The 13,306-nt window shown below is 72.9% G+C and carries 11 protein-coding genes and 4 pseudogenes; 11 read left to right on the top strand and 4 right to left on the bottom strand.

Going from position 1 to position 13,306, the window contains the following annotated elements; genetic code table 11:
• The coding region (locus tag JNW89_RS12380) for a glycosyl hydrolase family 28-related protein (protein ID WP_238449035.1) at positions 1-1,899 on the top strand (1,899 nt) is incomplete at its 5' end.
• A 61-nt stretch (positions 1,900-1,960) separates the two neighbouring features.
• On the opposite strand, the pseudogene JNW89_RS12375 reads toward JNW89_RS12380, so the two are convergent.
• Positions 1,961-2,471 (bottom strand): annotated as a pseudogene (locus tag JNW89_RS12375) (molybdenum cofactor biosysynthesis protein).
• Between the two features lie 106 nt (positions 2,472-2,577).
• Here JNW89_RS12375 and JNW89_RS12370 point away from each other — a divergent pair.
• The 9 genes from JNW89_RS12370 (at position 2,578) to JNW89_RS12330 (ending at position 10,719) form a co-directional block, all read left to right on the top strand.
• A complete protein-coding gene (locus tag JNW89_RS12370) occupies positions 2,578-4,425 on the top strand; it encodes a glycoside hydrolase family 15 protein (protein WP_238449034.1) in 1,848 nt (615 codons plus the stop codon).
• Between the two features lie 115 nt (positions 4,426-4,540).
• Complete coding sequence (locus tag JNW89_RS12365; protein WP_238449033.1) at positions 4,541-5,269, top strand: alpha/beta fold hydrolase; 729 nt, start codon at positions 4,541-4,543, stop codon at positions 5,267-5,269.
• Between the two features lie 177 nt (positions 5,270-5,446).
• Complete coding sequence (locus JNW89_RS12360) at positions 5,447-5,641, top strand: cupin domain-containing protein (protein ID WP_238449032.1); 195 nt, start codon at positions 5,447-5,449, stop codon at positions 5,639-5,641.
• 77 nt (positions 5,642-5,718) lie between these two features.
• Positions 5,719-6,837 (top strand): PQQ-dependent sugar dehydrogenase, encoded by a 1,119-nt coding sequence (locus JNW89_RS12355; RefSeq protein ID WP_238449031.1) that lies wholly within the window; start codon positions 5,719-5,721, stop codon positions 6,835-6,837.
• Complete coding sequence (locus JNW89_RS12350; protein ID WP_238449030.1) at positions 6,732-8,501, top strand: carbohydrate-binding protein; 1,770 nt, start codon at positions 6,732-6,734, stop codon at positions 8,499-8,501. Before JNW89_RS12355 ends, JNW89_RS12350 begins: the two co-directional genes overlap by 106 nt.
• Positions 8,474-8,617, top strand: coding sequence for an RICIN domain-containing protein (locus JNW89_RS12345; RefSeq protein ID WP_238449029.1), 144 nt, complete (start codon positions 8,474-8,476; stop codon positions 8,615-8,617). Before JNW89_RS12350 ends, JNW89_RS12345 begins: the two co-directional genes overlap by 28 nt.
• Before the next feature lie 263 nt (positions 8,618-8,880).
• Entirely contained in the window at positions 8,881-9,450 is a 570-nt protein-coding gene (locus JNW89_RS12340) for a hypothetical protein (protein ID WP_238449028.1), read from the top strand.
• The gene (locus tag JNW89_RS12335) at positions 9,447-9,617 is read left to right on the top strand and encodes a hypothetical protein (protein WP_170285268.1); all 171 of its coding nucleotides are present in this window, start codon (positions 9,447-9,449) and stop codon (positions 9,615-9,617) included. Before JNW89_RS12340 ends, JNW89_RS12335 begins: the two co-directional genes overlap by 4 nt.
• 88 nt (positions 9,618-9,705) lie before the next feature.
• On the top strand, positions 9,706-10,719 hold the full coding sequence (locus JNW89_RS12330; protein WP_238449027.1) for a radical SAM protein: 1,014 nt from the start codon (positions 9,706-9,708) through the stop codon (positions 10,717-10,719).
• A 39-nt stretch (positions 10,720-10,758) separates the two neighbouring features.
• On the opposite strand, the gene JNW89_RS12325 is transcribed toward JNW89_RS12330, so the two are convergent.
• Positions 10,759-11,010: a DUF6098 family protein gene (locus tag JNW89_RS12325; protein ID WP_238449026.1), complete on the bottom strand. Its 252-nt coding sequence runs from the start codon at positions 11,008-11,010 to the stop codon at positions 10,759-10,761.
• 55 nt (positions 11,011-11,065) lie between these two features.
• Positions 11,066-11,212, bottom strand: a pseudogene (locus JNW89_RS38720) (DUF6098 family protein); the annotation flags it as partial.
• Between the two features lie 297 nt (positions 11,213-11,509).
• Between JNW89_RS38720 and JNW89_RS12320 the strand changes: the two are divergent.
• Positions 11,510-12,798 (top strand): annotated as a pseudogene (locus JNW89_RS12320) (erythromycin esterase family protein).
• 74 nt (positions 12,799-12,872) lie between these two features.
• On the opposite strand, the pseudogene JNW89_RS12315 reads toward JNW89_RS12320, so the two are convergent.
• Positions 12,873-13,306 (bottom strand): annotated as a pseudogene (locus JNW89_RS12315) (hypothetical protein); the annotation flags it as partial.

Below are 13,306 nucleotides of genomic sequence, written 5' to 3'. Positions count from 1 at the left end.
CCCCCGGTGGTCACCCGGGCCGCTCTCGACCCGTCGCTGGTCGCGGGCCGGGGCGCCGACGTCGGTTTCCTGGAGCAGGAGGCGGAGCACGCCACCACGAACGGCACGCTGATCGGCCCGGGGCGCACGGCGTACGCCCTGGCGTCGGAGGCCTCCGGTCGCCGGGCGGTGAGCCTGGCGCCCGGCCAGTTCGTCGAGTTCACGCTGCCGGCCGCGACCAACGCCATCACCGTGCGCTACAGCATCCCGGACGCGCCCACCGGCGGCGGCAGCACCGCGCCGCTGGACGTCTCGGTCGGTCGCCGGCCCGCCCGGACCATGACGCTCACCTCGCAGTACGCCTGGCTCTACAACCAGTATCCGTTCTCCAACGACCCCACCGCCGGCCTGCTGCACCCGGACTGGTGGATCACCGAGTGCTCCTGCGTCCCCGCGGCCACCACGCCCACCCCGACGATCACCAGGCCGTTCCGCCCGCACCACTTCTACGACGAGCAGCGCATGCTGCTCGGCCGGACGTACCCGGCGGGGAGCGTGCTGCGGCTCGCGGTCCCGGCGGGCAGCGTCGCGCCGTGGACGGTCATCGACCTGCTCGACTCGGAGCTGGTCGCCCCGCCGCGCGTCGTGCCGGTCGCGGCGAACGTGCTGGCGTTCGGAGCGGATCCGACCGGCCGCCGCGACTCCGCCGGCGCCTTCGACCGGGCCATCGCCTTCGCCCGGCGCGCCAAGCTGAAGGTCTACCTGCCGCCGGGGACCTACCAGGTGAACCGCCACATCGTCGTCGACGACGTCACCATCGAGGGCGCCGGCAACTGGTACACGATCGTCAAGGGACGCGAGGTCGCGCTCGACACCCCGGCCCCGGACGGCTCGGTGCACACCGGGGTCGGCTTCTACGGCCGGCCCGCGTCGGCGGGTGGCAGCCGCAACGTTCACCTGTCCGGTTTCGCGATCGAGGGCGACGTCCGCGAGCGGATCGACACCGACCAGGTCAACGGCGTCGGTGGCGCGCTGAGCCACTCCAGCGTCGACGGCCTCTACCTGCACCACACCAAGGTGGGGCTCTGGTTCGACGGGCCGATGACCGACCTGCGGGTCACGAACAACGTCATCGTCGACCAGATCGCCGACGGCCTGAACTTCCACACCGGCGTCACCGACTCGGTGGTGCGCAACAACTTCGTCCGCAACACCGGCGACGACGGCCTCGCCATGTGGTCGGAGAAGACCGGCAACGCGGGCAACATCATCGACCGCAACACCGTGCAGTCGCCGGTCCTCGCCAACGGCATCGCCGTGTACGGCGGCACGGACAACACCGTCTCGCGCAACCTGGTGGCCGACCCGCTGCGCGAGGGCAGCGCCATCCAGGTCGGCTCCCGGTTCGGCGCCGAGCCGTTCACCGGGCACCTGTGGATCACGGAGAACACCACCGCCCGGGCCGGCACCTACGAGCTGAACTGGAACATCGGCCTCGGCGCCATCTGGTTCTACGCCCTCGACCGCAGCATCGACGCCGACATCCAGGTGGTCGGCGACCACTACCTGGACAACACCTACAACGCGATCATGCTGGTCAGCGACTGGCCGGTGAAGGACCGGTACTCAATCACGAACGTGCACTTCCGCGACGTCCGGGTCGACGGGGCCGGGACGTCCGTGGTGAGCGCCCGCACGGCGGGCTCGGCCTCGTTCGCGAACGTCGACGCGCGCAACGTGGGGGCGGTCGGCGTCAACAACTGCGGCTCCTTCCACTTCACCCCCGCCGGATCCGAGTTCAGCCTGACCGACCTCGGCGGCAACGACGGCGGGTGGCTCGCCCCGTGGCTGCTGCCCAACACGATCACCTGCGACGACCGGCCGCCGGTCGTGGCGCCGCCACCGCCGTCCACCTGGTGACCCGGCAGCGCCGTGGCGGTGTCCGCCACGGCGCCTGCCGCCCATGGTCGACCGACCCGATCTACCGGAGTTGGGGATCTTCGCCGTCACGGTCCTCCTGGTGCTCGACGAGGACGTCGACCGGGCCGACGCGCAGGGTGCCGTCGTTCAGCGGCGTGCAGCGCACGCCGCCCCGGCGCCGCAGCGCCCGCCACGCGCCGGGACCGATCGTGACGTCCATCCAGGCGCACGGGTTGGCCGGCCGGTTGACCCGCAGGCTGACCGGGCCGTCCCCCCGAGTCGAGGACGAGCACCGATCCGACCAGCTCGTCCACCGCGATGCCGGTGGTCAGGATGTTGCGCCGGACCTGCACCAGGTCGACGCCCGGCGGCAGCGACTCCTGGGCGATCACGGTCACGCTCGCCGCCCGGTGCGCCGGCCGGCCGAAGTACCGGTCGCCGACGATGCCCAGCCCGGCCCGGAGCCGGACCTCGGTCACCAGCTCGCCGGGCGGAGCCGGCAGCGGGCCGTCGGCGGGCCGGCCCACATAGCGGTGTACCGGCGAGGCCAGCAACTGGACGATGCGCGGCACAGCGGGATTCTACGGAGCCGGCACCGCCCGCCGGGCGGACTCGGGCGAACCGGGGACGACGACGATGACCGGGACTGCTTGCGTGCCGGTCGGGTAACGGGGCCGGATGAGCGTCACACGGATCGCCGACCACGGGCTGCTCGCCGACGGTCACAGTGCCGCGCTGGTGGACCGCGACGGCTCCGTGAACTGGTGGTGCCCCGCGCGCTTCGACAGCCCGGCGGTGTTCGGACGCCTGCTCGACAATGACGCCGGGCACTGGTCGATCCGCCCCGAGGGCGACTTCACCACCGACCGGGCGTACCTGACGGATTCGCTCGTGCTGCGTACCGTCTTCACCACGGCGACGGGCGCGGTGGCGGTGACCGACGGGTTGGCGCTGGAACCGGGCGCGCGCGGCCATCAGGTCGGCCGGCAGTCGCCGCGGGTACTGGCCCGGGTGGTCCAGGGACTCTCCGGCGAGGTACGGCTCCGGTCGCACTTCCGCCCCCGGTTCGAGTACGGCCGGGTGATCCCGCGCCTGGACCGGCAGGACGGCGCGGTGGTGGCCACCGCCGGCGCGACGCGCCTGTCCCTGCGCGCCGACACACCGCACTCCATCGGCACCGGCGAGGCGGCGGCCTCGTTCACCCTCCGGGCGGGCGAGCGCCGCGGCTTCACCGTCGGCTACGGGCCCGCCTACGGCGCGGACCCACTGGTACGACTGGACGCCGCGGACGCGGTCGACGACGCGGTCGACGGTTGGCGGTCCTGGCTCCACCTGCACGACTACCAGGGGCTGTACCGGGACGAGGTGCGCCGCAACGCGCTGGTCCTGGCGGGCATGACGTACCAGCCCAGCGGGGCGGTGGTGGCCGCCGCGAGCATGGGGTTGCCCGAGGAGCTGGGCGGCGAGCGCAACTACGACTACCGCTACGTCTGGGTGCGGGACTTCAGCTTCACCCTGGAGGCGCTCTGGCGCTCGGCCTGCGGCGACGAGGTCGGCCGGCAGTTCCGGTGGCTGGCCCGGTCACTGGGCGTGGTGCAGGACGGCGTCGTGCCGATCATGTACGGCGTCGAGGGGGAACGGGATCTGACCGAGCACCGCCTCGATCACCTCGGCGGATTCGCCGACAGCCGGCCGGTGCTGCTCGGCAACGACGCCTGGCGACAGCGGCAGTCCGACGTGCTCGGCGAGACGCTCTGCGCGGCCTGGCTGATGCGGGAACACCTCGATCCGATGGAGCCGGAGACCCGCCAACTGCTGCGCGGGATGACCGAGCGGGCCGCCCGGGACTGGCGGCTGCCGGACGCCGGGATGTGGGAGGAGCGGGACGTCGAGCGGCACCACCTGTCGTCGAAGGTGCAGTGCTGGACGGCGTTGGACCGGGCGGTCCGCTTCGGCGACCGGCTCGGCACGCCGGCGGAGACGGCCCGCTGGGCGGCGGCCCGGGACGAGGTGCGGCAGGCCGTCCTGACCGAGGGTTTCGACGACCGGGCCGGTGCCTTCACCGGCACGATGGGTGGCGCCGATCTGGACGCGTCGGCCCTGCTCATGCCGCTGGCCGGCTTCCTGCCCGCCGACGATCCGCGGATGCGCTCGACCATCCGGGCGATCGAGGAGCGGCTGGCCCACGACGGCCTGCTGCGCCGCTGGGACACCGACCCCGCCGGATTCGTCATCTGCTCGTTCTGGCTGGTGGCATGCCTGGCGTTGGCGGGCGAGCGGGACCGTGCCGGGCAGCTGTTCGAGCGGTTGGCCGGGCGGAGCAACGACCTGGGCCTCCTCGCCGAGCAGATCGACCCGGTCACCGGGGAGGCGCGGGGCAACTTCCCCCAGGCCTTCTCGCACATCGGGCTGATCAACGCCGCCGGTGGTCTCACCGACCTCGATGCCGGACGCGACGTCCTGCCCCCCGCGCCGTCCCGGCTCATCCCCGCCGGCGGGCCGCGCAACGCCGGACCGCACCGATGAGGCGGCAGCGGCGGAAACGCCGACCTCCCCGCACCACCCTGGCTACCCTCGGTAGTTGACGGGTGCCGGCGTGGATCCTCGTCCGCGCCACCGGACTGCGACGAGGGGAACCATCATGGCCACCGCATCGAACGGCCCGCCGACCGTCGTCCTGGTCCACGGCGCCTTCGCCGACAGCTCGGGGTGGAACGGCGTGGTCGAGCGTCTCCAGGCAGCGGGCGTGACGGTGAAGGCCGTGCCGAACCCGCTGCGCGGCATCGACGAGGACGCCGCGTACGTCGCGAGCGCGCTGAAGCAGACCCCGGGCCCGGTGCTGGCGGTGGGCCACTCGTACGGCGGGGCGGTCGTCACCAACGCCGCGTCCCGGGTCGACAACGTGGTCGGCCTGGTCTATGTCGCCGCCTTCGCCCCGGACGAGGGTGAGACCCTGCTGGCGATCGAGGGCGACTCCAAGGACAGCGTGCTCACCTCCGCGCTGATGGAGGTGAAGTACCCGACCGCGCAGGGCACCGAGACGGAGTTCCTCATCGACCCGGTGAAGTTCCACGACGCGTTCGCCGCCGACGTGTCGAAGAAGGACGCCGCCGTCATGGCGGCCACCCAGCGGCCGGTCTCGGCGCTGGCGTTCGGCCAGCCCACCGGGACGCCGGCCTGGCGCAACCTGCCGTCCTGGGCCGTGGTTCCCACCGGCGACAAGGCCGCCGGCAGTGACGTCCTGCGGTCCATGGCGCAGCGCGCCGGGGCGACCGTCACCGAGATCGAGGGCTCCCATGTCGTCATGATCAGCCAGCCCCAGGCCGTCACGGACGTGATCATGCAGGCGCTCAACGGCGTCGAGAGCTGAGCGGTCCCGCCGGCCCGTCGCTCCCGGGCCTCGGTGCGGTCCGCCCGCGCCGGGGGCCGGACCCATCATCACCACCCGCGGGAAGCGAGCCGTCATGGCCCAGGAGCACCACGACCGGCCCACCACTGGCGTGCAGCGCACCGAGTTGCAGCACGCCCACGCCGAGGTGCCGGGCCGATGATCGTGCAGACCCTGTTCCAGATCCCGGTCGGGTCGGAGTCGGGCCGGCACAGCCACCCGGGCGAGGAGGTCGGCTACCTGATCCAGGGGGACGTGGCCATGGAGTTCGACGAGCCACGGCATTCCTCGAAATCTCGACAACTTTCGATTGAACACGCTCCACTTCTGTTCAGGTCGAACGAAAGACGTTAATGTCTGGGGCACCCCACGGTGCTCCTCGAGGCGGCGGCGGAAGTAGCACCGAGCTCGTCACGACGCTCGGAGGTCCCGTGTCACGCGTCCCGCAACGCCGCCTGCTCGTCGCCGCCACCGCCCTGCTCACCGCGCTCGCCACCGCCGTACCCTCGGCGGCTCTCGCCCATCCCGGCCACCCGCACCCCGCCGCCGAGCCGGCCCCGCCGCAGCCGGCGGCCGTGGCGGCGGCCGTCCCGCCGACCAGCGGATTCGAGAAGATCACCCTCGACAGCGGACTCACCATGGGTGAGCCGATCGAACTGGCCGTCCTACCCGACGGCAAGGTGCTCTACATCAACCGGGGCACCAGCGCCGGCGGCGGGCAGGTCCGGCTCTTCAACCCGGCCACCCGGTCCACCACGGTCGCGCTCACCCTCGCGCTCGACGCCCGGTTCGAGGACGGCCTGATCGGCGTCACCACGCACCCGAACTTCGCCACCAACCGCTGGGTCTACCTCTTCTACTCCCCCAAGGTCACCCCGCTGGTCAACCGGATCTCCCGGTTCACCTTCAACCCGGCCACCCTGGTGCTCGACCCGGCCAGCGAGGACGTGCTCATCGAGTGGCCCACCGAACGCGACCTCTGCTGCCACTCCGCCGGCTCGATGAGCTGGGACACCGGCGGCAACCTCTACTTCGCCGTCGGCGACAACACCAACTCGGGCGGCGACTCCGCCGGGATGGCGCCGATCGACGAGCGGACGACCCGCAACCCGCAGTACGACGCCCAGCGCACGTCCGGCAACACCAACGACCTGCGCGGCAAGATCAACCGGATCCACCCGGAGAACGACGGCAGCTACACCATCCCGTCGGGCAACCTCTTCCCCGTCGGCACGGCGAAGACCCGGCCGGAGATCTACGTGATGGGGGTGCGCAACCCGTACCGGATCTGGGTCGACCGCAAGGCGGGGAACACCCTCTACTGGGGTGAGGTCGGCCCGGACGCCGGCGCCGACCTGGCCAACCGGGGGCCGCCGCCTACGACGAGTTCAACCGGGCCACCGGGCCCGGCAACTACGGCTGGCCCTACTGCGGCGGCCCGAACGTGGCGTACAACGACTGGGACTTCGCGGCGAACGCCCCGCGCGGCTGGTTCCCCTGCGGCGGCGCGTCCGGGCCGGTCAACGACTCGCCCCGCAACACCGGCCTGACGCAGCTCCCGGCGACCAGGCCGGCACTGGTGTGGGAGCAGCACGGCGGCAGCGACGACTGGCCGGCCCTGGACAACCCGGGCGGCTGCGGCTCGCCGGCCCACACCGAGGTCTACCACTACGGCCCCAACCTGAACTCCGAGGTCAAGTGGCCGGCCTACTACGACAACAAGCTGCTGATCTCCGAGTACTGCCGCAACTGGATCAAGGAGGTCCAGTTCGACAACGGCAACCCGGCCACCGGCACGCCGACCGTGATCGAGCCGGTGCTCGCCGGCATGACGTTCGTGCACCCGATCGACGCGGAGTTCGGCCCGGACGGCTCGCTGTACCTGCTGGAGTACGGCAGCGGCTGGTTCTCCGGCGCCGCCGACGCCGGGCTGTACAAAATCAACTACGTCCAGGGCGGCCGGTCGCCGGTGGCCAGGGCGGCGGTGAACAAGGACAACGGACTCGCGCCGCTGGCGGTGACCTTCTCCAGCGCCGGCAGCGCCGACCCCGACGGCGACCCGCTGACGTACGCCTGGGACTTCACCGACAACGGCAGCGTGGACTCGACCGCGGCCAACCCGTCGTTCACGTACCCGTCGAACGGCAGCTTCACCGCCCGGCTGACCGCCAGCGACGGCACCGGTCGCAGCGGCACCACCACCGTGCCGGTCGTGGTCGGCAACAACCGGCCGACGGTGACCCTGAGCGGGCTGCCGGCGGGCGGCCTCTTCGACTGGGGGCAGGACCTGACCGTCTCCGCCTCGGCCAGTGACCCCCAGGACGGCACCCCGGCCTGCTCGGCGATCGTGGTCCGGGCCGCGCTCGGGCACCAGGAGCACGCCCACGAGGAGGGGCAGGGCACCGGCTGCGGGGCCACCTTCAACACCGGTCCGGTGCACGCCGGCCCGGACTCGGTGCTCTTCTTCGTGCTGCGCGGCAGCTACACCGACCGGGGCGCGACCGGTTCCGTGCCGCTCACCGGGGAACGGGAGATCAGCCTCTACCCCAAGCAGTGGCAGGCCGAGCACCACGTCACGCTCAACGGCCCCAAGGTGATCGACCAGGCGGCGGCCCAGGGCGGCAAGCGGCTCGGTGACATCCAGAACGGGGAGAACGTCCGGCACCACGCGGTGAGCCTGAAGGGCATCACCGGGGTCAGGGCCCGGGTCTCCTCCGGTGGCGCCGGGGGCACGGTCTCCTTCCGGTACGACTCCCCCACCGGCCCCGAGGTCGCCCGGATCGCGGTGCCCAACACCGGCGGCTGGGACAACTACACCGAACTCAGCGCCACCGTGACCAGGCCGGACGACGGCACCCACGACCTGTACCTGGTGTTCACCGGCGGCAGCGGGGCGCTGCTCGACGTCGACAGCTACACCTTCACCGGCCCGGGCGTGGGCACCGGCGGCGCCCGGACCGGTGAGATCAAGGGGCTGGGCAAGTGCGTCGACATCAGCTCCAGCCAGACCACCGACGGCACCAGGGTGCAGCTGTGGACGTGCAACGGCACCGGCGCCCAGCGGTGGACGCTGCCCGGCGACGGCACCATCCGCGGGCTGGGCAAGTGCCTCGACGTCAAGAGCAGCGGCACCACGAACGGCACCCCGGTCCAGCTCTGGACCTGCAACGGCACCGGCGCGCAGCAGTGGGCGCGCAACCCGACGGCAGCCTGAAGAACCCGCAGTCGGGCCGCTGCCTCGACATCCCGGCCTCCAACACCACCGACGGCACCCCGTTGCAGATCCACGACTGCAACGGCACCGGCGCCCAGCGCTGGACCCTGCCCTGACCCGACCGGCACCGGGCCGGGGTGACCCGTCACCCCGGCCCACCGCCAAGGCTCGACCGCCCCGACGCTCCCCCACGCCGGTCCGCGCGCTCCGCCGGCCTACCGACGCCAGGTCGGCCCAGCGCAGTCGGCGATGCGTCCCCGCCGCACGGCGGCGCGAACCGGGCGGGTCCGTCGGAGGTCCGCGCTCATCGGCTGCTGCCATCCGGGCGCCGTGGTGCGACGATGACATCGACGGCATTCTGGCCGAGCGGAGGACTGTCGTGGCAGACGGAAACGACCCGGCGGTGAACCGGACGCGTCGGGTGGGCCGGGGCGCCCTCCCGCACCTCCTGGCAATGGTGATCTTCGGGCTGCTGGCCTGGTCCGGGGGGAGCATGCTGCGCCAGGGGGTGGACGGGCTCGCCGTGCCCTCGCTGATGATCGGGGCCGCCGGAGCCGTCGGCGCCCTGCTGATGATGGCGCGGCGTCCGTCCCGGCACGCCGACGAGAGCGGACCCGACCTCCACCAGCTCGTCCGGGTGGCGATGGTGCTGGTGGCCCTCACCGCCCTGGTGACCGGCACGGCCCTCGCGCCGGACGGGATGGACCGGGGCTTCGTCATCTCCGTCGACGCGGTCCTCGCCGGCGCGCTCGCCTCGTACGCCCTGCTGGCCGGCGAGCAGCGCGTCCGGCCCGGCTGCCGGGCTGAGCGCGCGCCGCACCGGCGCAGCCGCTCCCCCGCCGGACCCCCACGGTTCCGCCGACCGGCACGTACCGGGCGGAAACCGGACCAACCAGCGGGCCGGCCGCGTAGCGTGGGCGACACCAGCGGCAGCAGGAGGGTGACGTGACGGAGCCGGAGGAAGACCGGGAGAAGACCGGCAAGACCGACCGGGTGCTCTACTCCCCCGACGGGGATCCCCACCACACCTTGGCGCAGGCGCCCCAGCCCGACGAGCACCCTCCGGTGACCGTCACGCGCGACGACCGGACCGAGGTCCTCGACGACGAACAGTGACCGGCTGACGGCGTCGCCGGGCCGTCGGCCCACCGGTGACTCGGCGCGCGGCCGGGTTTCGTCCGGTGGCGTCCGGGCATCAGGTGGCATGTCGGCCGACCTCGACGATCCGCCGTTGCCGCCGCACCTCCAGTTGGAGGTCACCTCGGCGTGCAACCTGCGGTGCGTCATGTGTCTGGTCCGGTACCGGCCCCCGGTCAACAAGCTCGCCGGGGCCATGCGGCCGGAACTGTTCCACCGTCTGCTGGCCGAGGTACCCACGCTGAGCCGGATGACGCTGCAGGGTCTGGGCGAGCCGCTGCTGTCGCCGTACCTGATCCAGATGGTGCGGGCGGCGGTCGCCCGGGGGATCACCGTCGGATTCAACACCAACGCCACCCTGCTCACCCGTGGCCGCGCGGAGGAGCTGGTGGACAGCGGGGTCGACTGGCTGCACGTCTCCCTCGACGGGGCCGGCGCGGGCGTCTACGAGGCGGTCCGCGAGGGGGCGGACTTCGCCCGCGTCGTGGCGAACCTCGCCGGGCTGGTGCACGCCAAACGGGCCGCGGGCAGTGTCACCCCGTGGATCCGGGTGGTGTTCGTGGCGATGCGGGACAACGTCACCGAGCTGCCGGACCTGGTGCGCCTGCTGGCCCGCATCGGGGTGGACGAGCTGCACGTGCAGAACCTCTCGCACAACTTCTCCGACGCCGACCCCGCCGGCGGGTACGACGGCATCCGGCAGTTCACCGCGGACCAGGCACTGTGGACCGGGACGGACGCGGACCGCGCCGCGACCGCCTTCCACGAGGCGGGCGAGGCGGCGCGGGAGCACGGGGTACGACTGCGCCTGCCGCGGCCCGGCCTCCCGGCCGACACCGGCCCGCCCTCGGGCCGCGGCTGTTCCTGGCCCTGGGAGGCGGCCTACATCACCAGCACCGGCGTGGTGCAGCCGTGCTGCATGGTGATGGGCGACGACCGGATGTCCCTGGGCCGGTTGACCGAGCAGAGCTTCCCGCAGATCTGGTCCGGCGAGCGCTACCGCGAGTTCCGGCACCGCCTCCTCGGCGGCGAGCCGCCCGAGGTGTGCCGGGGCTGCTCGCTGTACCGGCGCGCCTTCTGACACCGCCCCCGCCGCGGTATTCGTCGTGGCGCTCGCCGGTCAGTCCGCGCGGTGCAGGGGACCCCACTCCCGCGACGCCTGCCCTTCCACCGCCCGGTCCGCCTGCCTCAGGGCCGCCTCGCCGACCCAGGCCACCGGCCGGTGGCAGATCACCAGGGGCTCGTTGTCGGGCCCCCGGCCGATCTGCTCGCCCAGCAGCACCCACGGACGTACGCCGGGACCACGCAGGTCGCGCAGGTGGCAGTAGTCGTACAGCCGGCGGGCGATCCACAGCCGCACGGGAACGGTCACCCCACCAGGACTCCACCGCGAGCGGGTTGGCGGACAGACCCGGCAGCTCCGTCCCGGTCAGCGCGTCCCGGCTGGACTGCCCGGCCTGCTGCTCGTCGGTCAGGTCCGCCTCCGGTCCCCGGGACCACCGCACGTACAGCGACTCGTGCGCGTTCTTCTGCACCAGGTTGACGAGCTGATCCAGGTCCTCGACGACCCACATGCCCGCTTGCTTGCCCACCGTGCTCACCCCGTCCATGTGCCCTGCCGGCCCCCTGGCCATTCCTCCTGATTCCGGGCCTTTCGGGGGTCGGGCCGGCTCACCCGCCCGTCGGCACCTCCTCGCCCGCCGGCGACGGCACCCGGCGATCGACGGCAGCCGGAACGCATGCGCCCGGCCGGTGTGGGTAGGCACGGGCCGACGTGTCCGTGACGGCGGCGCGCTGCGGGGCGCCCGCCGGTACGGCCCGAGCGCCTGCCGGGTGGCCACGGGCCGGATCCGAGGCGGCGGGAGTGCGCGATGGGACGCTACGACGACGAGGTGACCGGGCTCGCGGCGCCGCTGACCGACCCGGGCGACCTGGACGTGCTGATGGACCGCGTCGGCACCGCCCGGGTGGTGATGCTCGGCGAGGCGACTCACGGCACGCACGAGTTCTACACCTGGCGGGCCGCGATCACGCGGCGACTCATCGAGGAGAAGGGCTTCTCGTTCGTCGCCGTGGAGGGCGACTGGCCCGACTGTGACCGGGTCGACCGCAGCGTACGGTGCCGCAGCGACGCGCCCGCGGATCCGCGCGCCGCCCTCGCGGCGTTCGCGCGGTGGCCGACCTGGATGTGGGCCAACGAGGAGGTCGTCGACTTCACCCGCTGGCTGCGGACCCACAACGCCCGGCTGGACGAGACGGCACGGGTCGGTTTCCACGGCCTGGACGTGTACTCGCTGTGGGAGTCGCTGCACGAGATCCTCGTCTACCTGCGCGAGCACGACCCGGAACAGGTGCCGGCGGCGCTGGCCGCCTACCGCTGTTTCCAGCCGTACGACGAGGACCCGCAGCAGTACGCGCTGGCGACCCGGCTGGTGCCGAACAGCTGCGAGAACGAGGTCGTCGACCTGCTCGCCGCGCTGCGCGAGCGGGCCGCCGCCCCGGACGGCGCGGACCGCTTCGGGGCGTGGCAGAACGCCGAGGTGGTCGCCGGCGCCGAGCGCTACTACCGGGCGATGGTGCGGGGCGGCCGCGAGTCGTGGAACGTCCGTGACCGGCACATGGACGACACCCTCGACCGGCTGCTCACGCACTACGGACCGGGCGCGAAGGCGGTCGTCTGGGCCCACAACACCCACGTGGGTGACGCCCGGGCCACCGACATGATCGACGCGGGCGAGGTCAACATCGGCCAGCTCGCCCGCGAGCGGCACGGCGTCGACCAGGTCGTCCTGGTCGGCTTCGCCACCCATCGGGGGACCGTGGTGGCCGGCGACGCCTGGGGGGCGCCGATGCGGGTGATGGCGATGCCGCCGGGCCGGCGACACTCGCTGGAGGACGCGCTGCACGCCGCCGCGCCGCCGGAGGCGCTCTTCGTCTTTCCCCGGGACGCCGTCCCGACCTGCTCACCGACGAACTGGACCATCGGGCGGTCGGGGTGGTCTACCACCCGGAACGGGAGAGCTGGGGCAACTACGTCGCCACGGTGCTCGGCGACCGGTACGACGCCCTCTGCTGGTTCGACCAGTCCCAGGCCGTCCGGCCGCTGCACATCCGGCCCGCCAGCCTCGCCGAACCCGAGAGCTACCCCTCGGGCGTCTGAGCACACCCGGCCGGCGGTGCGACGGGCCGGAGCCGACGCCGGCCGCCGGTTGGGTAGGGGCGTGCGGCGCGGAACTATCGGACGGCGACGGTGATCTTGTCGAAGTCGGGTGCCGGCGAGTCCGGGTTGAACATCTTCAGCGTGTTGGGCCCGGGTCGGAGCGGCACCGTCACGACCATCGTGCCGACGCTGCTCCACCCGCCCGTCCCCGGGAAGGTCAGCGTGATCGGGGCCGCGCCGTTCACACTGATCTGTCCCACGCGGGGGGACTCGCCGTTGACGTAGGCGATGGTCACGGTGGCCGACCCGCCGGTGCGGGCGGTCACGCCGTTGAACTGCAGCGTTCCCATGTCGCGCCCGATGTTGCCCACCTTCTTCCCGCCGGAGCAGCCGGGACAGCCGTAGATCCTGATGTTGTCCAGGCCGTTCTCCGTCGACTCGGCCTCGTAGGACCGCACCACCATCGGTGCCGCCGGGGCGGCGGGCGGGCGGGTGGCCGGCGGTCGGG

It is taken from the genome of Micromonospora sp. 4G55, from assembly GCF_016803375.1.
Note: the sequence above shows the minus strand (reverse complement) of the source record. Positions and strands in the feature narration are given on the sequence as shown.

What these genes read in the sequence shown, in the direction of transcription:
- JNW89_RS12360 (WP_238449032.1), top strand. Translation starts at nt 5,447, where the DNA reads ATGATCGTGCAGACCCTGTTCCAGATCCCGGTCGGGTCGGAGTCGGGC.
- JNW89_RS12365 (WP_238449033.1), top strand. Translation starts at nt 4,541, where the DNA reads ATGGCCACCGCATCGAACGGCCCGCCGACCGTCGTCCTGGTCCACGGC.
- JNW89_RS12330 (WP_238449027.1), top strand. Translation starts at nt 9,706, where the DNA reads ATGTCGGCCGACCTCGACGATCCGCCGTTGCCGCCGCACCTCCAGTTG.
- JNW89_RS12370 (WP_238449034.1), top strand. Translation starts at nt 2,578, where the DNA reads ATGAGCGTCACACGGATCGCCGACCACGGGCTGCTCGCCGACGGTCAC.